This window comes from Caulobacter sp. ALps2 (assembly GCF_058681635.1).
Genome location: NZ_JBZWKE010000002.1, coordinates 144051 through 163969, shown reverse-complemented (window position 1 = coordinate 163969; position 19919 = coordinate 144051). Strand labels below are relative to the sequence as shown.

22 protein-coding genes and 1 tRNA gene are annotated in these 19919 nt (G+C 69.4%); 10 read left to right on the top strand and 13 right to left on the bottom strand.

Annotated elements, in window-relative coordinates:
* The first annotated feature begins 234 nt into the window (after positions 1-234).
* On the top strand, positions 235-798 hold the full coding sequence (locus ACW173_RS25795) for a hypothetical protein (protein WP_492086092.1): 564 nt from the start codon (positions 235-237) through the stop codon (positions 796-798).
* 10 nt (positions 799-808) lie between these two features.
* On the opposite strand, the gene ACW173_RS25790 is transcribed toward ACW173_RS25795, so the two are convergent.
* The 12 genes from ACW173_RS25790 to ACW173_RS25735 all read right to left on the bottom strand — a co-directional run bounded on the left by ACW173_RS25790 (position 809) and on the right by ACW173_RS25735 (position 11422).
* Positions 809-1150: a hypothetical protein gene (locus tag ACW173_RS25790; protein ID WP_492086091.1), complete on the bottom strand. Its 342-nt coding sequence runs from the start codon at positions 1148-1150 to the stop codon at positions 809-811.
* A 371-nt stretch (positions 1151-1521) separates the two neighbouring features.
* Positions 1522-1755 carry a hypothetical protein gene (locus ACW173_RS25785; protein ID WP_492086090.1) on the bottom strand — a complete coding sequence of 78 codons (234 nt, stop codon included), beginning with the start codon at positions 1753-1755 and terminating at the stop codon, positions 1522-1524.
* A gap of 272 nt (positions 1756-2027) precedes the next feature.
* Positions 2028-2771 carry a cell wall hydrolase gene (locus tag ACW173_RS25780; RefSeq protein WP_492086089.1) on the bottom strand — a complete coding sequence of 248 codons (744 nt, stop codon included), beginning with the start codon at positions 2769-2771 and terminating at the stop codon, positions 2028-2030.
* A 20-nt stretch (positions 2772-2791) separates the two neighbouring features.
* The gene (locus ACW173_RS25775; RefSeq protein WP_492086088.1) at positions 2792-3313 is read right to left on the bottom strand and encodes a S26 family signal peptidase; all 522 of its coding nucleotides are present in this window, start codon (positions 3311-3313) and stop codon (positions 2792-2794) included.
* Positions 3314-4157: 844 nt separating this feature from the next.
* A complete protein-coding gene (locus tag ACW173_RS25770; RefSeq protein WP_492086087.1) occupies positions 4158-5126 on the bottom strand; it encodes a replication initiator protein A in 969 nt (322 codons plus the stop codon).
* A gap of 142 nt (positions 5127-5268) precedes the next feature.
* A complete protein-coding gene (locus ACW173_RS25765; RefSeq protein ID WP_492086086.1) occupies positions 5269-5757 on the bottom strand; it encodes a hypothetical protein in 489 nt (162 codons plus the stop codon).
* A 16-nt stretch (positions 5758-5773) separates the two neighbouring features.
* Positions 5774-6433: an AAA family ATPase gene (locus ACW173_RS25760; protein ID WP_492086085.1), complete on the bottom strand. Its 660-nt coding sequence runs from the start codon at positions 6431-6433 to the stop codon at positions 5774-5776.
* Between the two features lie 478 nt (positions 6434-6911).
* Positions 6912-7928 carry a DUF1612 domain-containing protein gene (locus ACW173_RS25755; RefSeq protein ID WP_492086084.1) on the bottom strand — a complete coding sequence of 339 codons (1017 nt, stop codon included), beginning with the start codon at positions 7926-7928 and terminating at the stop codon, positions 6912-6914.
* A 123-nt stretch (positions 7929-8051) separates the two neighbouring features.
* Positions 8052-8423, bottom strand: coding sequence for a single-stranded DNA-binding protein (locus ACW173_RS25750; RefSeq protein WP_492086083.1), 372 nt, complete (start codon positions 8421-8423; stop codon positions 8052-8054).
* Between the two features lie 756 nt (positions 8424-9179).
* On the bottom strand, positions 9180-9611 hold the full coding sequence (locus tag ACW173_RS25745; RefSeq protein WP_492086082.1) for a helix-turn-helix domain-containing protein: 432 nt from the start codon (positions 9609-9611) through the stop codon (positions 9180-9182).
* A gap of 174 nt (positions 9612-9785) precedes the next feature.
* Positions 9786-10718, bottom strand: coding sequence for a DUF2493 domain-containing protein (locus ACW173_RS25740; RefSeq protein WP_492086081.1), 933 nt, complete (start codon positions 10716-10718; stop codon positions 9786-9788).
* A gap of 173 nt (positions 10719-10891) precedes the next feature.
* Positions 10892-11422, bottom strand: a complete 531-nt coding sequence (locus tag ACW173_RS25735) for a GcrA family cell cycle regulator (protein WP_492086080.1) — start codon at positions 11420-11422, stop codon at positions 10892-10894.
* Positions 11423-11715: 293 nt separating this feature from the next.
* Here ACW173_RS25735 and ACW173_RS25730 point away from each other — a divergent pair, with 293 nt between their 5' ends.
* The 3 genes from ACW173_RS25730 to ACW173_RS25720 are packed head-to-tail and all read left to right on the top strand — an operon-like array spanning position 11716 to position 14351.
* Positions 11716-12501 carry a hypothetical protein gene (locus tag ACW173_RS25730; protein ID WP_492086079.1) on the top strand — a complete coding sequence of 262 codons (786 nt, stop codon included), beginning with the start codon at positions 11716-11718 and terminating at the stop codon, positions 12499-12501.
* A gap of 59 nt (positions 12502-12560) precedes the next feature.
* Positions 12561-13484, top strand: a complete 924-nt coding sequence (locus ACW173_RS25725) for a HEPN domain-containing protein (protein ID WP_492086078.1) — start codon at positions 12561-12563, stop codon at positions 13482-13484.
* 9 nt (positions 13485-13493) lie between these two features.
* Entirely contained in the window at positions 13494-14351 is an 858-nt protein-coding gene (locus ACW173_RS25720) for a hypothetical protein (protein WP_492086077.1), read from the top strand.
* 121 nt (positions 14352-14472) lie between these two features.
* On the opposite strand, the gene ACW173_RS25715 is transcribed toward ACW173_RS25720, so the two are convergent.
* Positions 14473-15249: an Abi family protein gene (locus ACW173_RS25715; RefSeq protein ID WP_492086076.1), complete on the bottom strand. Its 777-nt coding sequence runs from the start codon at positions 15247-15249 to the stop codon at positions 14473-14475.
* A 608-nt stretch (positions 15250-15857) separates the two neighbouring features.
* On the opposite strand from ACW173_RS25715, the gene ACW173_RS25710 reads away from it, so the two are divergent.
* From ACW173_RS25710 to ACW173_RS25685, 6 genes are all read left to right on the top strand, one after another.
* Positions 15858-16355 carry a helix-turn-helix domain-containing protein gene (locus ACW173_RS25710; protein WP_492086075.1) on the top strand — a complete coding sequence of 166 codons (498 nt, stop codon included), beginning with the start codon at positions 15858-15860 and terminating at the stop codon, positions 16353-16355.
* 20 nt (positions 16356-16375) lie between these two features.
* A tRNA-OTHER gene (locus tag ACW173_RS25705) sits at positions 16376-16482 on the top strand.
* A gap of 35 nt (positions 16483-16517) precedes the next feature.
* Positions 16518-17549, top strand: a complete 1032-nt coding sequence (locus ACW173_RS25700) for a hypothetical protein (RefSeq protein ID WP_492086074.1) — start codon at positions 16518-16520, stop codon at positions 17547-17549.
* 91 nt (positions 17550-17640) lie between these two features.
* Complete coding sequence (locus tag ACW173_RS25695) at positions 17641-17976, top strand: hypothetical protein (protein ID WP_492086073.1); 336 nt, start codon at positions 17641-17643, stop codon at positions 17974-17976.
* 324 nt (positions 17977-18300) lie between these two features.
* Positions 18301-18858 carry an RNA polymerase sigma factor gene (locus ACW173_RS25690; protein WP_492086072.1) on the top strand — a complete coding sequence of 186 codons (558 nt, stop codon included), beginning with the start codon at positions 18301-18303 and terminating at the stop codon, positions 18856-18858.
* 16 nt (positions 18859-18874) lie between these two features.
* Positions 18875-19828: a FecR family protein gene (locus ACW173_RS25685; protein WP_492086071.1), complete on the top strand. Its 954-nt coding sequence runs from the start codon at positions 18875-18877 to the stop codon at positions 19826-19828.
* Positions 19829-19919 lie beyond the last annotated feature (91 nt).

Genomic DNA, 19919 nt, shown 5'->3' with positions numbered 1-19919 from the left:
TCATGCTCCCGCCAAGGGCGCGGAGCGCCCCGACAACTCCCGCGCAGCGGGCCGGATCGCTAAGGGGCTGGCCCCTTGGCACGACGCCCGTCGAGACCCGCGATCGGGTCCGGAGACGGGCCGCCGGGTTTCCCGGCCGCAGGCATTGCACTGCAATGCATAACTGCGCCCTTGTCACTAATGACGAGATAGGGTTACGCTCCTTGCGTCCCTAGTGCAAGCCGCCGCCGTCCCATGACCCCAGCCCTCAAGCCGAGAAGAGCGCGCCGTCGCCCGCCCGAGTCCGAGGCCGCCAGAGCGCGCCGTCTTCACAACCTCGCCGTCCAGTTGGCCGACCGCGAACATCGCGCCAAGACCGCGTTGGCCAATCTGTCAGGCGGCCTGCCGCGCCATCGGGGCCATGTGACGCGGCTTGACCAGATCGAGGACGACGAGCGCCGGCTGACGGTCTGGAAGGCGCGGGTCGAGCGCCTGGAGGCGCTTCTCGACCAGACCGAGCGCAAGCGCGAGACCCGCGCCAAAATCGTGCTGGGCGGCGCTCTGCTGGCCGAGGCGCGGGCCGATGGCGACGGCCAGGGCGCGGCGCTGATGGCGCGTCTGATCGACGTGCTCGACCGGCGGGTCAGCCGCCCCCGCGACCGCAAGGCCTTGGCCGACACCCTGGGCTTGGCGATCCACGCCCTGCCGGGTGGGACGCCGCCGCCGCTTCCCGATTTCGACGCCCTGACCAGGGCCGTGCTCGACGGCGACGCGGCTTCGCCGACGGGTCCGGCCCGCGGGCGCAAAAAAGGGGGCTGACGCCCCCGTCTCAGCCAAGGCCCTCCTCCGCCGCCCAGCGGTGATACATCCGCTCCAGGGCCTCGTCGCATTCGATCCTCAGCTGCTCTCCGCTCTTGCCGGTCGGCCGGAAGTCCACCCCCAGGTGGTCGATCGCGATGTGGTCGAAGGTGATCACGCAGTCCATGTCCGGTGTCGCGACCGCCGCCGCGTGCATCGCCAGGGCCTGGCTGCGACGGTCGCTCCAGCGGCGGATGAACCCGCCGGTCGTCAGCCTCAGGTAACAGCTGTACCGCGGCTGGCCCGAAGCGATGTGGCCCTCGGCCAGGTCACGGTCGAGCCAGCTCAGATGCGACAACGTCGAATAGGTCATGGGACGATCTCCGGATCGACGCTCCCTTCGAGCGCCTTTGTCCCTCACGGCATGTCGGGCCCCGGCCCGTCACCGAAGCCGGCGCCCGCGCCGGCGTAGGGGAACCCGCGCAGCGGGTTGACGGGCTGGGTGACATGACAAACTTGGAAGAGGCGCCCCCAGGCTCAGTAGCCGAAGCCGCGCCGTCGCCAGTCGACGGCGACGAGCGCCGTCAAGGCGCTCGCCAGCGAGGCGGGCCCTCCGCCGGACGCGCGCCGACCGGGACCGGCCGCGCAGCGTCGGCCCGGGGAGGCAAGCGAGCGGAGCCCATCCGTTGGGGTGCACTCGCCGCAGGCTGCGTCCCGGAGGGCTCGCGTCAAGGATTGGGGGCGCTAGGCCCCCTCCCCTTTCCGGAGTTTCGCGACGACGGCCTGGCAGGCGGCGAGATAGAGGCCCGCCACGAGCGCCATCGCCAGGCCGCAGCCGCAGACGCCCGTCAGCGCGGCCCCTGTGGTCCGTCCGAGAAACAAAGAGGCGACGAGCCCGAGCAGGGCCACGAAGCCGATGGCCACCGACAGCTTCAGGCCGACGGCCACGATGAGGATTTCGATGCGCGAGAAAGTCATGGTCTTGGACTCCAGACGACGCTCCCAGCGAGCGCCTGGCCCCGCCGCGCCCGTCGGGTCCCGGCCTGTCACCGCCGGGCGCGCCTCGCGCGCCCCAGGGGAACCCGCGCCAGCGGGTTGACGGGCTGGGTGACGGGCGAGCTTGGCGAAGGGCGCCGCGAGATCCGGTGGCCATCACAACCGGCGGAAAAAGCCGTCGACCAGGTCCCGATCGGTCGGTCCTCGCGCCGCGAGCGCTCAGGGACCGTCAGCGGCCAAGGCCTGCCCCCGGCTCAGCGCGGGGGCGGCTGGGTTCGCGCGGGGTCCTCGACGATCCGACCGTCCGGCAGCACGAAGAGGCCGCGCGCTCCAGGGTGAAGCGCCGCGTCGGACGGCCCCGAACCGGCCACATCCGCCGCCCCGATGCTTTGGCTCTCGTTCGGGAAAATCGACCCGCCCGCCTGGGGGACCCTGTCGGTCGGCGGCGCGGCGGCGGCGGGCGCTTGGCCGACATAGAACGCGTGGTCGCCGATCACCACGCTGGGCGTGGCCCCACCGAAATTGACCAGGCGCGCCGACACGGTCCCCGCGGCGGCGCGCGCGGCGACGATCCGGGGGTTCTGGAAGTAGAGCGCCCCGCCGGTCAGATCGGGCAGACGCCCCTCCAGGGCGAGGTTCAGGATGGTGTCGATCCGGGCGCGTTCCGACGGCCGCGCCGCCGGCAACCCCCGCCAGTCGCCGCCCGCGCGCGTCACCGGCTCGAATTGGCGGCGGGCGTTGACCACCTGGTCGACGCTGTCGCCCCAGGCCCGCGAGGCCAGGCGATTGAGGATCGTATGGATCACGGCGGCTAGGCCGCTGTCACCCTGCCCCGCGGCCTCGGCCAGGGTCACCCGAGCGATGGCGTCACGCGCGCCGGGCGCCTCGACGAGGACGCGCAGACGGCCAAGATCGCTCCCAACCGACGAGGCGGCTTGCTGGGCCCACCCAAGGTCCGGCGCGGCCGCCAGGACGGCCCCCTCGACAAGCAGCCTCATGATCCTGGCCCCAGGGTGCGTCATGAGGCGCTCGGCGGCCCAGGAGGGGCCAGCAAGGGCGTATAGACCGCCAGGATGTCGCCGCGCCGCACTGGACCGTAGTAGCGACTGTCGAAGCTGTTAGGGATGCGGGTGGAGAGGACGAAGTATTCCCCCTCGCCAAGCCTACGGCATCCGCTCCATCCCGGCAGCGTCCGGCCCTGGCGGTCGGCGCGCGCGATCCGCGCCACGGGATGGCCTTTAATGGCCAGAACGTGGCGCTCGGCGCAGACCTGATCGCCCTGCCCGGCCCGGATGGTCTTGAGGATGCTGGTGCGCGCGCGCGCGGGCAGGGCCTCTCCGACATAGGGCCAAGCCGCCGCCGGCGGCCGAAAGGCGATGATCGTCCCCACGGCCGGCGCGTCCGAGGATCGCAGGTAGAGGCCCGTCGGTTCGCTAGGCGTGTCGTTGAAGAGGATGAGCGGCGCGGGCTGCAGCGCCTGGGCCAGGGCCACGGGCGTGGGGATCAAGCCGAGCATGGCGATGCGAAGGCCCCGATGCATGGGTCCAGACTTTCACGTCGCCGCCGGACGCCGCAATTCCCGAGAACTATAGGGTTGCTCGCCGGCGTCGGGACGGTGGGTGTTCCCCCGCGCCTCACTGTCTTCTCCAAGCGGGGGGATCAGGGCCGTCTTTTTGGCCCTGTTTCTCCCGGCGGCGCCTCAGCTGCGCCGTTAGAGATATTGTTATGGAAGAAGTTAGATAAGTTAAGGGGCTCCCGGGGGCCAAGTTCGTGTTTGCTTACAACGACTTATGAGAAGCCCGGGTGTGCGATAGACCGTCACTGGGTGTCTGATCCCCCGAGAGTGCGGTGGGCGTTCCCCCGGACCTTGGGTGTGTGATCCCCCGCAGCTGTCCACAGCTAGAGCAAGCGTCTCGGCGGTGTGTGATCCCCCGAAGGTCGCGGAATCTTCTCCGGTGGGCGAAACCCCGAAAGTCGTGATCGTTTTTCGATGCGGGAGCCCGGATTGTCGGGGTTTTGGACACCTCGGACGCTCGGCGGTGTGTGAAACCCCGAAGCGCGGGCCCACCCTGCCCTGTTGGCGGCCTGGCGGTGTGTGAAACCCCGACGCTCGGCGCCCCCGGCGGTGTGTGAAACCCCGATGGGCGGAGTGGCGGCCGGTGGGCGAAACCCCGAAGGACCTCCCGATCGGCTCGAAAGGGAGAAAGGGACTCCAAAATCGCCCTCAGGCTCGGATTTTAACCGGCTATTTACCAATTTGGCGGGCGCCGGGCGCGACTCCGGTGGGTGAAACCCCGTCACTGGAAGGGTTCGATACACTTTAAAGCGTTCAGGCAAGAGTTTGATTTCAAAAGGAATCGGCGAGCACGGTGTGTGATAGTCCGTTAGGCGTCGCCGGACTTCACGCGCCGCTTGGCCCACGGGTCGACCAGACCATCCACCTCGTCGGCGCGGCGATCCTCCCGCTCCCGGCGGCGCCGCGCGGCGTCCTCGGCCTCCAGCTCGGCCTGCACCTGGACCCGTTCAACGACCGATCGCCGGATGAACCGGACCGCCTGGGAGCCGTCGCCGGCCGTCGTGTAGGCCATGTCGTATTCGGGCAGATCGTTGGCCTCGACGATCTTGCGCAGCATGCGCGCGAACTCCTTGGGCGCGCTGTCGGATCCGCTCTTCTCGTGCAGCAGGCTGACGCGGCAGGTCCAGCCGTCGTCCTGGTCGCCCGCGTGCTTGCGCGCGATGCGGTAGATGATGCGCTCGAGCCCGCCGGAGATCTGGAAATAGTCCGGATGCATGGTCAGGACCGACTTCTCGGTCATGATCCCTTCCCAGACCCAGTTGGACAGCACGATGCGAAGCGCGACCGGCTTGTCGTGTTCGTCGGTTTCCACCCGCCACTCGTCGAGCCAGCTGAACCGGGCTTCACGACCCTTCTTCGGGCCCCGGATGGTCGTGCTGATCGAGGTGGTCGCGAGCCGATCAAGCGCGGCCTTCAGGTCGGCATAGCCCTTGCCGCCGGTATCGCGTTGGATCGTGCGCAGCAGATCGTAGGCGGTGACGCGCAGCGTGCGCGGCACGTCGTTCTTGCCATCGGCCTTCATCCGGTTGAGCGCGCTCGCCGCCCAGATCAGGACGTCGGCGTCCCAGATCGTGGCCATGCCATAGGCCGGCATCGCCTCGACCTTCACCGTGACCTCGCCATCCTGGCTGGCGTACTCGATCGGCTTAAGGCGCTTGCGCTTCTGCAGCGAGAAGAACGGCCGCTCCATCGTCTCGCGCTGATCCTTCAGCGAGAGATCCCGCATCAGCGGGATGAAGAGGTCGAACTGGTTGTTGCGGTCCTTGGGGGCCGTCATGCGCCCTGCCCTACTCTCACGATCATCTGGCGTACCGCGATTCGTCCCCGTGACGCCGCGCGCGCGATGGCCGCAGGCCTTTCGCCGCAACCACCCAAGTCACCCAAAGGGCAAAAGGGCAAAGCCCCATTTGCCCTTTTGCCTATTTCCGCGCCCGACGCCCGTCTTCCTGGAGCGTGGCCAGGTCGATCGGGTAGCCCTTCTCGGCCAAGGCCTCCAGCACCAGGAACTTCACCGTCACCCTTCGCTTGACCGCGTCCAGCTTCAGAGCGGTCGATAGCTCGTCGTCGATCACGAACTTGAGCGAGGTCTCTCGCTCGGAGAAGTTGCTCGCCGGGGCGGGCTTGACCGCCTTGGGCTTGGGCGCTGCGCGCGGGGCCGGCGCTGCGGCCGCGACCTTCGGGGCGGGATTCGACGCCGAGGCCGGCGCGGACGCGGGCGCCGACAGCGCCGGTTCGACCCTGGCGACCGGTGCGAGCGCCGGTTCGGCCGCGCTCGCGGGCGCGCTGGTCGTGCGGTTGAAGCCCAGGTCCTCGGTGGCCTTTCGCAGGGCCTCGGCGGTTCCGGCGTCGTTAATGCGCTGCGGGCGCGGCGCGGGCTGGAAGATCGGGCGGGCGGTCTTGTCGGTCATGGTCTCCCCTCCCCTATCAGGCCGCTTCGGCCTGGCGGGCGAGCGCCTCGAGCAGCTCGGCCAGCACGGCGGCGATCTCCTTGGCGGCCTTGGGCTCGCCGCCGGGCGCGCTGGGCGTCATGCCCGTGAAGTGGATCTGCTGGTAGGCGGCGCGCTGGATGACCTCGGTGTTGAGCACCGGAATGTCATTGTCGCGGATCTCCTGGCGGGCATGGCCGGCCACGCGGCTATAGAGCGGGTTCATCTGGCTAAACACGACGCGCGCGGGGATGCCGCGCTTGAGCATCTTCTCGGCGCGCTTGACCACCTCATAGGTGCGGTAGACCTCCTGCAGGTCCATGCCCGAGATTTTGGTCGGGATCAGGACCATGTCGCTCTCGGCGATGGCGTAGGTGACCGCCTGGGAGGCCGCGCCTTCTAGGTCCACGAAAACCAGGGCGTACTCGCTGGCGGCGTTGGCGATGACGTCCTGGATCTTGGTCTCATTGGCCTCGCTGATGACGGTGACCTTGCAGTCGTCGCCGGCGCGTTCGCGCCAGCTGGCGACGTGGCCGTTGGGATCCCCATCGACGATGGCCACCGAGCCGCCCTGCCGGGCGAAGGCGTCGGCCAGGCACATGACCAGGGTGGTCTTGCCCACCCCGCCCTTCGTCGAACACACGCTGATGACCGCCATGGGGAAGTTCCCTTCTGAGGCAATGGGCAACTGGGCAAATGGGGTCTTGAGCTTCTACCCAAGTCCCCTCTTGCCCAAATAAGGTTATGGGCAATTGGTGAACAGGGTTTTAACCCAAGTGGGTAAATGGGGTTCTGGGGGCATGTGGAAAACCACTTTTCCACAGAAACCCACTTGCTCAAATTCGCACAACACCTTCAACTCAGATGGGCAAGCGTGGACTAAACCCAGACCCCATTTGGTGATGACCACTCTAACCCAGACGCCCAAGTTCGCAAATGGGCTGAAGGGAACTTCCCGGTTTGGGCAAAATACCCAAATGGGGATTTGCCCTCTTGCCCTGATGGGAAGAGGGGTCTGGGCAAGCCCCCAAGAGGGTAAGACCACGCCTTGAGCTGAACTGCTTCGCCGGGCCGCGCAACACCCCAGACGCCCAAATGGGAACTTCCCCATTTGCCCACTTGGGTGAACCGCAGCGTCACAGCCGCCAGGCGCGATAGCGCGAGCGACCGCTGACTTCCATCACCGACGCGCCCAGGTTCGTCAGCAGCCGCCGGGCCGTATGGCCGGCGACGCCCAGGTGCTCGGCCGCCATAGGCGCGCTGACCAGGGGTCTGGCCAGCAGTAGGTCGACGAGATCGGCCGAGCGGTCGTTGGCCCTGCGCTCGCCGACGCGCTTGAGCACCACCTGGCGGGCCAGATCCAGACGCTTCATCTCGCCCAGGCCCGCTTCGGCTCCGACGGCCATGATCTTCAGCCAGTAGGCCAGGCGGGCCGCGATCGGGGCGGCGACGAAACCGCGCGCTGGCTGCAGGTAGATCCGACGCGGCGCCTCGAAGGCCAGCAGGCATGAGCGCGTGCGGCACGACAGCCTTAGAGCCTGGGCCACCAACACCCCGCCAACGAAGTTCTGGCGGGGCAGGGGATTGACCAGGCGCCAGCCCTCCAGCGCCGTGGCCGCGCGCAGCAAGGCCGGGGCGCGATCGGGGAGGCGGCGGGTCCACTGGACCCACTCCTCCACCGCCTCGACCGGATCGGCCGTCTCGCCCCGGCTGAGGGTTCGAACCTGGTGGACGAGTTCGCCGACCAGGTCGCGGGTTTCCGCGCCGGGGCTGGGCCCAACCTCGTCGGGGTCGATCGGGGAGGGGACCAAAAGCGGCGCCTCGCTGCGATGGCCCGCCAGCCAGACCGCTCCATGGGCGGTCTGCAGCTCTGGGCCTGCGCCGCGCGCTCGGCGCCGGGCCCGCACGAGACCGTACGTCGCGCGCAGAGCCTGGTCGGGAAGGCGCGCATCCATCTGGGCGTCGTGCAGGACCAGGTCCTCCATGTCGACGATCTCGCCGCTGACCCAGCCCCAGCCGTTGGCCTCGATGAAGTCGACACGCGCGGCCCAGCCCTCGGCGAAGGGGCAGGTCTGGGCGCGCGCGTCGAGTCGGCTCACGCTGTCCTCGGCCCGAGCCAGGGCCAGGAACAGCGCCTCGATCGGGGCGTCCATCAAAGCCCGTTCTCCACGAAAATAGCCGAGTCTGGGTGACGCACATTTGTAGGCTATAAATGTGCGTTACGCCAACCGCGTGTTACCTGCCCCGGGGTCGCCCCCGGGGCAGGCGCGTCGGCCCTAAGCTTCCTCGTCCGACTCCGGGTTGCTTTCGGGCCGGTCGAGCGACTTCAGCTCGTGACCCGGCCCAGCGACCACCACCTTGGTGAAGTAGCGTTCCTGGCCGTCCTTGTCGGTGTAGTGCTCGTTGCGGATCTCGCCCTCGACATAGACCTTCGAGCCCTTGGGCAGGGGACGCGAGGAGAGCCACTTGACCGTCGCGGGGCTCCAGATCTCGACCTGGTGCCAGGTGGTGAAGTCCTGACGCTCGCCGTTCTTCTTGGTGTAGCGGCTGGTGGCGACCCGCAGGACCGCCAGGGCCTTGCCGCCCGAGGTGGCGCGAATTTCAGCGTCCGCGCCGGTGAAGCCGATCAGTTGAACCTTGTTGAGCATGGTCTTTCTCCGTCTTCCGCCGGGAAGGGCCCCGGCGGCTCGCGGTCCCTGCCGCGATCACGCGTCCTGGCAGGGCGGGGACGAAGGTCCGGGCCAAAGCCCGCGGACGGTGGACACCGGGCTGCACGCCGCGCAGCGGAGGAAGGCCGGAGGCTCCGCCGGCCGCGCCTCGCGCGCGAGGTCGGCTTTGACCCGGACCGCCCCGCCCTAGGGATGGCGTGACCGATCGCGCGGGTCCGCTCGCCACCGGGTCTCTCCGGCCAAGACGAATGACCTGCTGATCAAGGTGCTGATCGGCCAAGCCGCGCGCCGCGCGTTTCGTCCGGTTCGGCGCGGTCGGCGCAGGCGGGCCGGCGCTCGCCGCCGCCTCCACGCCCAGCATCGGCAAGATTCAGGACACACCGGCCCCCGGGCGCGAGGGAGCCCGCGACATCCAGGCGCCGAACGCCCCAACCCCAAGCGCGCGTGTCGCGGGCGCGCCGCCTCGCGCAAGACGCCGTCAGCGGCTGGCGACTTCAACAGGCGACAGGTCGTCGGTCGGGCGCTGACGGCGCCGGCCGATACAACTCCGAACGGGCAGGGGCGCCGACCGTCCGCCCCCGTGGGGGCGCCGGGCGGGTTGTCGCGAGGCGAAGGAACGAATCGCCAACCGCTAAGCTTGGGGTCCAACCCGGCCGAGGCCGCAAGATCTCGCGGTTCGTTCGGGCTTTATTCCGCCGGGCGCGACGCCGTCCCGGGGCACGGCAAGGACGGCGCTCACCCTGCGCTGGGGGCGTCGTCCTCCGCCATGGCCCGGACCAGGTCCAGGATCTGCCGGCGAACCCGACCTCGCCCGATCTTGGCGAACTTCTCGGCCAGTTCGAGACCCTCCGGCGTGGCGAGGAAGGCGTTGAGCGTCCGGTCCGCCGCGCCGCGGGCGGGGTCGGCGGCGCAGTCGACCGGATCGGCGAGGCCTTCGAAGAAGTAGGCGATCGGCACCTTCAGGACGCCGGCGGTCTCGTAGAGCTTGGAAGCGCTGATGCGATTGGCGCCGCGCTCGTACTTCTGCACCTGCTGGAAAGTGAGCTTCAGTCCGGCGGCCAACTGTTCCTGGCTGACGCCGGCCACCTTGCGGCGGGTGCGCACGCGGGCGCCGACATGCAGGTCGATCGGGTTGGGCGCGCGGCTGTCGGGCGGGGAATTGGCCAAGTCTTGAGGTCCTTTGTCCGAAGCCGCGGGCGCAAAACGCCGCCGGCGCGTCGGTGCGAGAGAAAAAGCGCAGGACGGCGGGTTTTCAACCCTGATCTTTTACCAGGGACGAACGCCGGCCCGCGAGCCGCACAAAAGAGGGCGCGACGGAGCAAGACCGCCGCGCCCGCGCCGTCAGGCCCTCAGGCGCACCGCCACGCAGCGGATCCCGCGTTCAGCGGCCTTCTGAGCCAGGTTGAGGGCCGGACCGAACGGCTTGAGCGCCGCCCCCCGCGCGGCGTCCAGTGAATTGGCCAGGGTCAGGACGCAGACCGGCTCCAGCTCCAGCAGCTCGTCATTGGCCCGGAACGGCGCGGCCCGGCCGTTGCGGTCGAAGTCGGCCCTGGCCAGCACCGTGGTGACGCCGTGCGAGCGGGCCCATTTCTGGGCGAGCTTCTCGCCGCCGCGCGCGCCGGTGACGGCCAGGGCCATGTCGGGCCAGGTCTGGCGCGCCCAGTTGAGGGCGTCGAAGATGCGCCCGGCGTCGACGGCGGTGTCGGCCTGAGGGGCCGCGCGGAAGCCCACCACCACGGCGCCCGGATCGACGGCGCGATGCCGGCGGGCCCGCATGGCGCGGATCGCTTCGCGGGCCTCGACCTGGGCCGCCGACAGGCGCGAGGCCTTGACGCTGCCGCGCCAGGGTTGCCAGGCCTCGCCGGTGGCCAGGGCGTAGGCCTGGGCGGCCGCGTCGCGGATCAACTCGACGGCCTGGACGGCGACGTCGGCCGCGCGCGTGCGCTGGGTGGCCTCCTGCAGGTCGGTGTCGGCCACCTCCGAGCCGTTGAAGTCGCGGACCTGGCGCTGCAAGTCGTCCCGGGCGCGGTCGGCCTCCCGCTCGATCCGCTGGGCGGCCGAATGGAAGGCGCCGATCAGGGTCTCGGCCAGGGTCGTCTGGAAATCCTCCAGGGCGGTGTCGGCCAAGAGGTCGAGCAGCTCGGTCATCACGCAGTGACCCAGCTGAACAAGGGCGTCCTCGGGCGGGTGCGGCCGAGGGTCGTCCAGGCTCAGGGCCTGGGCCTCCAGGGCGGTGAGCGGGCCGGTGAGGAGGGCAGGGGCGGTGGCGGTCATGGGACCAGTCCTTCAAGAGGGTCGGGAGCGAGCCCGTGGGCTCCCGACCGCCTTCCGCGCCGACGGACCGGTCCCGGTCGCAAGGGCTTTGAGCGCAGCGTCCCTTGCGGCCGGAGCCGGCCGGTGGCGAGGTCGCTGGAGCCCAGGGCGGTCTCCCGCCGCCGCCAGGACGGTCACCAGCCCCCCGCCGCGCCCGAACGACCTCGCCGCGCCGTCCCCGCGCAGGGGTCGGCCTTGAGCTGCAGGCGGACCGGATAGGCGACCGCGTGGTGGCCCGGGCAATAGGGCCCCTTGCCGATGACCGCCGCGCCGCAATAGCCGAAGCCCGCCGCCTTGGGATCGCCCACCGGCCAATGGCAGATCCGCGCCGTCAGCGCCGCCCCATCGAAGACGCGCGCGACCGCCTCGACCGGCGCGGCCTGGGGCGTTCGCGTCCGTACGGCCGGGGCGGCCGGCGGGGGAGGGGGAGGGGGCCTGGACGGCGACGGCCGGCGCAGGGCCGACGTCCTTGGCCGTTCGGCCCGGGTCCGGCGCGGAGCCGACGGCTCCATGCGCCCGGCCAGGCCCAGGCGGTGGACCTTTCCGATCACGGCGTTGCGGGTCACCCCGCCCAGGGCCTTGGCGATCTCGGCGGCGGAGCGGCCCGCCAGCCACAGGGTCTTCAGGGCGGTGACCCGCTCGGCGCTCCAGGAAGAAGACGGCATCGGACAAACCTCGTCTGCTCGCGCCCGATCGGCGCGCAGACGGATCCCTCCCTTTGCCTTTCCCCAGGCTGGGCGGGTCCCGGCCCACCCTTGAGATTCTCCGGTATTGGCAGGCCGCCCGGCCCCGCCTAAACCTCGTCGTTTCCGATCCTGGCCCCGCCCCATCGGGGCTCGCCCGGGAGGCCAGCGTTATGTCCAGGCTTCGGCTAAAGACGCTGGCGGGTGACTATCAAGCGCCTTCTCAACTCCCGGAGCGGCTGATCGATCGGCGACACGTCGGATCAAGGACCTCCATGTCGATCATCAAGGCCAAGCCCTTGCGTCCCGGCGACGTTCTCCTGGAGTCGGGGGATCCCAAGATCGCCGCCAGCACCGAGGGCGGCGTCTTCGGACATGCCAGCCTGGCCGTGACCCGGCTCACCTGGATGCAGGTCGGCCTGCGCGCGATCATGCTGCAGGCGCGACCCATCGCCCGCTACCGCTCCGGATCCGAGACGTTCATCGGCTTTGAAATCGACGGCGCCTTGGTGCGCCGCCGCCTCGCGCCGCCGTCGGCGACGGACGTCTGGGCGGAGGTCACCTCGGAGCTGGGCCGCAGATACGCCTCACGGGTCAAGCTGCAGCAGATCAAGGATCTGACGCCCGAGGCGATCGAGGCCTTGGCCCAGCCGCTGGACTACGTGCCGGAGACCGATGATCCGCTCACGCCCGGCCGACTCTGCTCGGAGGCCTGCGCCGTGGTCCTGAGCCTGTCGGACACCCTCATCAGCCCCGACGCCTTGGCGGCCGCCGCCGAGCTGGTGGATATGCCCGCCCTCGTGGTCCCGCAGGCGACCTTCATCGCGGCGCATCCCCGATCGGACGAGCTCGCCGATCTGGTCAACACCATCTCCCGCCGCGCCGCCCCCAGGCTCTCGCTGGCCTTGCAGGCTTGCGCCGCGCGCCTGAAGGCGGGCGAGGACGTCGACCAGGACGCGGCCTTGGCGTCGATTCAGGCCGAGTTCATCGACACGGTCGGGACCAATTCACGGTTGGTCCGCGAGATTGAAGACCTCGAGGCCCAGATCCTGGACGGCTGACAGCGCGGACCGTCACTTTTGCTTGTGACGCCTGGACGGGGACGCCAGACTCACCGGCGATGAAATCGAATCTCGACTACCTGCCCGACCGCCAGCACCGGGAGCTGGACAAGATCGTCGGCCACCTGCTGGCCGGCTTCGAGCAGGCCGTGGCCGGCGGCACCCAGCCCTGGCGGCGCGGGGCCAAGATCTACAAGATCATCCTGTTTGGCAGCTACGCGCGCGGCGACTTCGTCGACGAACCGCACAACGGCTACCTGTCCGACTTCGACATCCTGGTGGTGGTCAGCGACGAGAAGCTGACCGACACAGCCGACTACTGGTACGAGACCGAGGAGAAGATCGCCCACGACCCGTCGATCGGCCGGATCGTCAACCTGATCATCCACGATCTTGGCGAGATCAACGCCGCCCTCGACGCGGGCCAGTACTTTTTTCGGGAGGTCATCGAGCAGGGCGTCGTCCTTTACGAGGTGCCCGGCCATGCCTTCCACCCACCCCAGCCCCTGACGCCCCGGGCCGAACTGGACCTGGGCGAAAAGTACTATCGCAAGATCTTCGACACGATCCAGACGTCGTTCGAAACGGCGATCTTCCAGATCTCCAAAGGCGACCAATTGGACTGGCCGCACAAGGCCGCCTTCAACCTGCACCAGGCCGTTGAGGCCGCTTATATCGCCGTCCTGCTGCTGACCGGTTTCTACGCCCCGCGCTCGCACAACATCCTGTTCCTGCGCTCCCAGGCCGAGGCCAAGGCGCCGTCGCTGATCCCGGTCTGGCCGCGCGACACCCGCGCTGCGCGCAAGCCGTTCGGCAAGCTCAAGCGCGCCTATGTCGACGCCCGCTACAACCAGGACAGCTTTCACATCACCCAGGCCGAACTGGAGCACCTGAAGGTCAGCGCCGAGCAGCTGATCGGGCTGGTGCGGGCGGTCTGCGACCAGCGCCTGGCGGCGCTACGACGGGCGGCGGACGCGGGGTAGGGCGATCCGATGGACCTCATGCTGGAGCACAACAGGGTCGCGGAGCTGGGCGTGCGGGCGGTCGGCCTTCGTCCGGCGGTCGGCGCGTTCGATCTTTTGCTGATGACGACCATCGCGCCGACCAAGGCCGGCGCCTTTTCGGGTCAAGCCGCGACGCCGCGTTGGATCCGCATTGACGGCCTGGAGCTCTTCGTCCATCCGCGCGGACAGAACCGCGTGCGCCTGGCGACGCTTCAGGTCAGCGCGCCGACCTGGTTCGCGCAGGCCGACGGCAACGCCAAGCGCCCGCTCGACTTCCAGGCCCAGCTCGCCCCGCGCCAGCTATTGGCGCTCGAGGACCTGCGCGACGGCGGGGCGCTGGCGCTGCAGGTGCAGGCCTTCGGCGTCGGCGGCCTGATCGACGACCCAGTCGGTCACTCGACCCTGCAGGGCGACGGCTATCACACGGTCGCGCAGTCGGACTGGATCGCGCAGCTCAAGGGCGCGGGCGCTCTGGGGGTGATCCTCCTTGAAACCAGCTTGCCGCTCTCGCTCGGCGCAACGGACGACGACTCTATCGCGCGCCAGCTCCACATCGCCGAAAAGGCCTTTCACACCGGCGACTATCAAAACTGCGTCGGCGCCTGCCGGCTCGCCTATGAACGGCTCAAGCTTGGCCCCCAGTCCAAGCTCAAGACCCCGGTCGACGCCAAGACCCTGTCGTTTCCCGAGAGGATCGAGCTGCTGTTGGCGTCCGCCCGCCACGCCACTCAGCTGGCGCACCACGACGACGGCGGCGCGCTCAGCGCGCACGTCTACAGCCGCGACGAGGCGCGGCTGCTGCTGCAGGTGACGGCCGCCGCCGTGGCGTACCGCCTCAGACGCTGACCCCGCTCCAACGTCCGCGTCAGGGATCGCAACCCGAAGGGCCAAGACCCGCGCGCGGGGCTTGGGGCGGCCCGCCGCCTAGAGCCCGGCCGCCGCCAGGCGGCGACGCCCGTCCGGTCTCTCAATAGCCGACCTCGGCAGGTTGGACGTCCGGATAGCGGGTCAGCAGCGCCTGCACCGCGGCGACCCGGCCGCCGGCCAGCCCCCGGCTGGTCAGCAGGTGATCCAGGCACTCCAACCGGGCCTTCAGCTTGTTGACCGGCGCCGTCGGCAGGTTCTGGCGGCGCAGGCGGCTGGGTTGCTTCTGGAAGATCCGATTGAACAGCCGATCGTGGTGGGCGCAGACGTTCCGCAGATCGACCAGGCATTCCAACCAGTTGGTGAGAACCTCGTGCGTGGGCATGCCGAAGTCCTGGGCCACGGCGGTCTTTATCGCATTGGACAGCAGGGCGTAGAACCGCACCGCGGCCCCGAAGGTCAAGAACTCCTTCATGGTCCAGAACGGGGGAAGCACCGGATCACCGTACTTGGCCATGTAGTTGTGGGCGCGCGCGTCCCTGGACTTGGCATAGAGCGTCGACAGCTGGTCGAGCGCGACACGCCGTGACGCGCCGTCCTTGAAGGCGTCCTCGGCTTTGTGGGGATGGCTGCCGTGAGCGCGGGTCAACGCCTCGGACATGCTGTTGCGGAAGGCCAGCTCGAAATCGCCGCAGGCATCAAAGCAGATCGCCCGCAGACGGCGATCGCAATCATAGAGATTCAGAATCTGGTTGTAGGTCGTGCCGGCTCGAAAGGGCTTTCCCGCCAGATGAGTCTGGCGGCGAGCGATGAAGTAGATGCGCAGCCGCTCATAACCGACCCGCTCGATCTTGCGGGCGGCGACATTGGGCCGAGGCACCACGAGTCCGCGGGCGCGCAGATGCGCCACCCAATCGCTGGGCGTGGCGTGCGGCTTTGTAAAGGGAGGAAGCGCCATCTCAAACGAGAAGGACCGCCCTTTTGCACTCCACCCGGAGGTGGATCGTGTGGCGGCCCGTGACCCCTTATAAATAGCCTTTCGGCCTTTAAGTTCAAGTAAAAAGGCCCGCTTGCCGTCGCCGATCCGCAAGCCGCCTCTTTCAACTTGGCAATATTGGGGTCCACCCGAGTCCTGGCAAGCGCGAAGGCCCCCGCCGAGCCCTTCCGGATGGATTGAAATCCGCACGATTTCGCCGTAGCATCACCGCAAAGCTCGCCCGGCGGCCGATTTCCCGCGCCCACCCCGAGGCGCCAACGCCTCCCGGGGGAGACCCTGTCGTCGCCCGGCCCCCAGGCGGGACCGCCTCCCCGGCGGGAGACCCCCACGCCCGACCAAGCAGATTGCCGCCATGCTGCATCCCGTTGGAGCTGCATGCCCTGTCGCTCATTCCCAGATTCCCGCAGCCGGGAGACGCCCGCGCCTCCCCCTCGAAGTTGCGCCGGGCCCGGCCCGGGCTCATATCGATGTGACCAACCGGAGCCGAAGCGATGAGCGCCAAGGAAAAGGGCAAGGCCGCCGACGCGGACCTGCGCACGAACGAGAAGAAGTGGTCCAAACCGCTGATCGAGGCGGGCTACACGGTGTTCCCCACCGTGATCATCGAGAACCAGCGCCAGCTGGGCCTCGACGCCGTCGACGTCAACATCCTGATGCACCTGGCGTCCAAGTGGTGGAAGGCCGAGGGCAAGCCCTATCCGTCCAAGGGCACGATCGCCCAGGCCATGAACCTGGACCCGCGCACGGTGCAGCGGCGGATCGCGGCCCTGGAGAAGGCCGGCTATGTCCAGCGCGAGGAGCGGCGCGAGACCCCGACCGGCAGCAAGATCAATGTCTACCACCTGGACGGCCTGATCGCCGCGGCCAAGCCCTTCGCCGAGGAGAAGATCGCCGACATCGCCGAGCGGGTGGCGATCAACAAGGCCAAGGCCGCCCGCAAGGGCGCGCCCAAGCCCAAGCTCACCCTCGTGGCCACCGAGGAGGACTAGAGCCTAGTCCTCCTCCCTGACGCGGCGTAGCTCAGCCAGGATAGAGCCCCTGTTTTCGACATGGACTGGACGGTGACACGCCAGACTATGGGCAGGGAGGTCGCGGGTTCAAGTCCCGCCGCCGCGTCCCATCCCTTTCACTCAAGGCTCGGAACCTCGTCGATGCCCCTTGATCCAAGTTCCGCCCCCGCCGCGCCGGAAGGCGGCGATCGGGAATGGATGAAGGCGGCGCGGATCGTCGCGCAAATCCCTTATCCGCCGGTGTCGGCCTGGGAGTTCAACCAGCTCAAGACCGAAGCGGCGGTGCGCGAACGCCTGCAGGACGCGACGGTCTACATCATCGCCCAGCGCCCGATCCTCTGGTTCGATCGGGTGCGCGACGAGGACGGCGACATCAGGTTTGAGATCAACGACGGCCGGGGCCCGCCGGTGAAGGGGATCATCGATCCGCTGCGCCTGGGGCTCTTCGACCCCGGTGAGCCGATATTGCTCGAATGCGGCTTCCACCATGACGCCGAGGAAGCCCCGCCGCCCTGGGACCGGGCCGGAAGCATCAAGCTTTTGGACCGCGACAAGCGCCTGCGGGCCTGGTGGAGCCCGCAAAAGCTGCTGTTCGAGGCGCTGGCCCACGATCTGAGGGTCCCCTTCGCCGGCGACCCCGAACGGTTCATGGAGTTCGAGATCCACTATATCGGCAAGGCCTACGACCAGAGCCTCTGGGAGCGGCTGGCCGCCCATCGCCGCTATCTCGAGATTCTCATCAACGAGAAAGTCCGGGGCGTCGACCACACCCAACCGTCGCTGGAAATCACCATCCTCGCTCTGGAGGTCGTAGAGCTGGAGGAGCTTGTCGGCATGCGCGACGGGCCCGACGAGGACGCACCCGATCCGCCTCATGTGAGGATCTTCCGCCACCCCGACGATCCGGCCGATCCGCGCTGGCAGGCATTCCGGCGCCGATGGGCGCATGGTCACGAAGCGGCGGTGACGACCGAGCTCGAGGCGGCGCTCATCGACCTCTTCAAGCCCGAGCACAACAAGATCAAGGTCAAGAAGTACCCCAAGATCGCCGGCGGCCTACAGGCCCTGGGCTATAGCGACACCCTGCTGCGGCTGAGGAACTGCCCTTATATCTTCCGCACCGAGGCGGGCGGCACGCCCCTGGAAGGCGCCGATCCCGAGGACGGCTGGTAGCCGCGTCGGTAAGCCCAGCCCCGCGCCGACCGACTTGGCGCGGCCCAAAGTCTATGGCATCGCACGGCGGGAAACCTGCGGATCCCGCCCCATGACGCCCGACACCTTCCGCTCGCTCGCCCTTGGCCAAATGAACGCCCGCCTGGCCTCGCGCCTGGGAACGATCGAGTTCCTGATCGGCGACAAGGTTTTCGCCGCTCTGGGGGTGGATCCCGGCGTGGCGATGGTCAGGCTTTCGCCCGAGGACCAGGCCAGGGCCCTGGCCGCCGCACCCGCCGTGTTCTCGCCCCACCCGGGCGGGGCCGGCGCGCGCGGCGTCACCTGCGTGCGTCTGGGCCTGGCGCAAGACCATCAGGTCAAGCCGGTGCTCGTCCAGGCCGCGGGTCGCGCCCGCAACGCCCGCTCGGCGCTCACCCGCCTGAGCTGAGCGCCGCCGCAAGCCCCCTGGCTTGCAACCCCGAATCCGCCGTCTTAGACTCTGCCCGTGTCGCTGAAAGCGCGACACCGAGGCGTGAGAACCTCGCTTGATAGAGCCGCTTCGCGCCCGGGCGTCACCCCGGCGCGACCGGTGTGCCTGCGCCGCTGGCGTCGACGACGACGCGCGCCTTGCCACTCAAGCCATGGTCTCAAGGACGACCCGACCCTCGTCGGGCGGCGCCTCAGCACGGAGGCGAACCATGGCCGGTGGCCACGATCTTGAGGGCGGGTCGGTGACGACGCCCGCCGCTGGGCGGCGAGGGGAGGATCGACGATGAGCGACCTCCTGGTAGAGCCGCGTCCGGCCCCGACCGACACGCCCGCCCCCATCCCGGCGCGGGGCGGCGACGTCGAGCGCCTGTTCCGCAGCCAGGCCCCACGGCTCTTGCGGCTCCTGACCCGGCGCTACAGCCGCGAAGAGGCCGGCGACATCGTCCAGGAGGTCTTCCTGCGCCTGACCGGCGCGGCCGACCGCCAGACCCTCACCAATCCCGAGTCCTACATGAAGGGCATCATCTGGAACCTGCTGCGCGACCGGTCGAAGAGCTTCGCCCGGCGGATCGAGCGGAGCCACGCCGAGCTGCAGCCCGACCGCCACGCGGCCGAGGAGGGCGATCCACATCAACTCCTGGTGGCGCGCCAAACCCTGGCGCGCTACGAAGCGGCGGTCGGCGCCATGAAGCCCAAGACGCGGGAGGTCTTCCTGCGCCATCGGCTGGACGGAGAGAGCTACGGCGAGATCGCCGAGGCGCTGGGCATGAGCGTGAGCGGAATCGAAAAGCAGATGGCCAAGGCCGCGGCGCACCTCAAGCGCGCCTTGTCCAAGCGCTGAACAGGGAAGGGGGCGTATGAGCCAGCAGGACAAGGCCAGGGACCAGGAGGCCGCCCAATGGTTCGCGCGCATGCGCGGTCCCGGCGCCCTGACCCATCGCGCCGCCTTCGACGCCTGGCGCGCCGATCCAGCCAATCGCCAGGCCTATGAGGAGCTCGAACGCCAGTTCGACGCGGCCGGCGTCCTGGCCCAGTCGCGCCGCCCCGAGATGCGCCATCGCTCACATCGCATGCAGGATCGCATCCCGCTCTACAAGATCACCGGGGCCCTGGCCGCCTGCGTGATCGCCGCCGCCGTCCTGTCGCTGGTCGTCTGGCGCGGCGGCCAGGCCGAGACCCACTACGCCACGGGCCTGGGTCAGATTCGCGCGGTCAAGCTGGCCGACGGCTCCTCCATCGTTCTGGACACCGACAGCGCCGCCACCGCCGTCACCCGCGGCGGCCGCCAGGTCGTGCGGCTGGATCACGGGCGGGCGCGGATCGTCGCGGTCGGGGCCCTGCGGATCGAGGCCGACGGCGCCCAGCTCGACGGCCAGGGCGCCGCCTTCGATCTGGCGCTCGCGCCGCAGGGCAACCTCGCCGTCACCGTGCTGTCGGGCCAACCGCGGCTCGCCGGCGCCGCGGCCCGGCTGCTGCCGGCCAGCGCCAGCCTGCCGGCCGGGCGCGAGGTGCTGTTCGGACCCAATCTGTCGTCGGTGAACATCCGGCCCGCCTCCCGGGTCGAGGCCCAGTGGCCCTCGGGCCTGCGCAGTTTCGACCAGACGCCGCTGTCGGCGGTGGCCGCGATCGCCAACCGCTACAACAGCCGCAAGATCCGCCTGGCCGACCCGTCCGTCGGCGCGCTGCGGGTCTCGGGGGCCTTCCGCGTGACCGGCGCGGACGAGCTGGCCAACGGGCTGGCGGCGGCTTTCGGCCTCACCGTTCTCAAGGCCCCGAACGGCGACCTCATCCTGAGCCGCGCTGCCGCCTGACGACGACGCCGTGACACTGGCGTGAACTTTTTTTGGGAGGCGGCGGCCCATCGCCTCGTCCCTAGCCCCCAGACACGACGCATCTCGCGTC

Bases quoted from the DNA above. Each gene is read 5' to 3' on its own strand.
- ACW173_RS25795 (WP_492086092.1), top strand. From the start codon at position 235: ATGACCCCAGCCCTCAAGCCGAGAAGAGCGCGCCGTCGCCCGCCCGAG.
- ACW173_RS25790 (WP_492086091.1), bottom strand. From the start codon at position 1,150: ATGACCTATTCGACGTTGTCGCATCTGAGCTGGCTCGACCGTGACCTG.
- ACW173_RS25785 (WP_492086090.1), bottom strand. From the start codon at position 1,755: ATGACTTTCTCGCGCATCGAAATCCTCATCGTGGCCGTCGGCCTGAAG.
- ACW173_RS25780 (WP_492086089.1), bottom strand. From the start codon at position 2,771: ATGAGGCTGCTTGTCGAGGGGGCCGTCCTGGCGGCCGCGCCGGACCTT.
- ACW173_RS25775 (WP_492086088.1), bottom strand. From the start codon at position 3,313: ATGCATCGGGGCCTTCGCATCGCCATGCTCGGCTTGATCCCCACGCCC.
- ACW173_RS25770 (WP_492086087.1), bottom strand. From the start codon at position 5,126: ATGACGGCCCCCAAGGACCGCAACAACCAGTTCGACCTCTTCATCCCG.
- ACW173_RS25765 (WP_492086086.1), bottom strand. From the start codon at position 5,757: ATGACCGACAAGACCGCCCGCCCGATCTTCCAGCCCGCGCCGCGCCCG.
- ACW173_RS25760 (WP_492086085.1), bottom strand. From the start codon at position 6,433: ATGGCGGTCATCAGCGTGTGTTCGACGAAGGGCGGGGTGGGCAAGACC.
- ACW173_RS25755 (WP_492086084.1), bottom strand. From the start codon at position 7,928: ATGGACGCCCCGATCGAGGCGCTGTTCCTGGCCCTGGCTCGGGCCGAG.
- ACW173_RS25750 (WP_492086083.1), bottom strand. From the start codon at position 8,423: ATGCTCAACAAGGTTCAACTGATCGGCTTCACCGGCGCGGACGCTGAA.
- ACW173_RS25740 (WP_492086081.1), bottom strand. From the start codon at position 10,718: ATGACCGCCACCGCCCCTGCCCTCCTCACCGGCCCGCTCACCGCCCTG.
- ACW173_RS25735 (WP_492086080.1), bottom strand. From the start codon at position 11,422: ATGCCGTCTTCTTCCTGGAGCGCCGAGCGGGTCACCGCCCTGAAGACC.
- ACW173_RS25730 (WP_492086079.1), top strand. From the start codon at position 11,716: ATGTCGATCATCAAGGCCAAGCCCTTGCGTCCCGGCGACGTTCTCCTG.
- ACW173_RS25725 (WP_492086078.1), top strand. From the start codon at position 12,561: ATGAAATCGAATCTCGACTACCTGCCCGACCGCCAGCACCGGGAGCTG.
- ACW173_RS25720 (WP_492086077.1), top strand. From the start codon at position 13,494: ATGGACCTCATGCTGGAGCACAACAGGGTCGCGGAGCTGGGCGTGCGG.
- ACW173_RS25710 (WP_492086075.1), top strand. From the start codon at position 15,858: ATGAGCGCCAAGGAAAAGGGCAAGGCCGCCGACGCGGACCTGCGCACG.
- ACW173_RS25700 (WP_492086074.1), top strand. From the start codon at position 16,518: ATGCCCCTTGATCCAAGTTCCGCCCCCGCCGCGCCGGAAGGCGGCGAT.
- ACW173_RS25695 (WP_492086073.1), top strand. From the start codon at position 17,641: ATGACGCCCGACACCTTCCGCTCGCTCGCCCTTGGCCAAATGAACGCC.
- ACW173_RS25690 (WP_492086072.1), top strand. From the start codon at position 18,301: ATGAGCGACCTCCTGGTAGAGCCGCGTCCGGCCCCGACCGACACGCCC.
- ACW173_RS25685 (WP_492086071.1), top strand. From the start codon at position 18,875: ATGAGCCAGCAGGACAAGGCCAGGGACCAGGAGGCCGCCCAATGGTTC.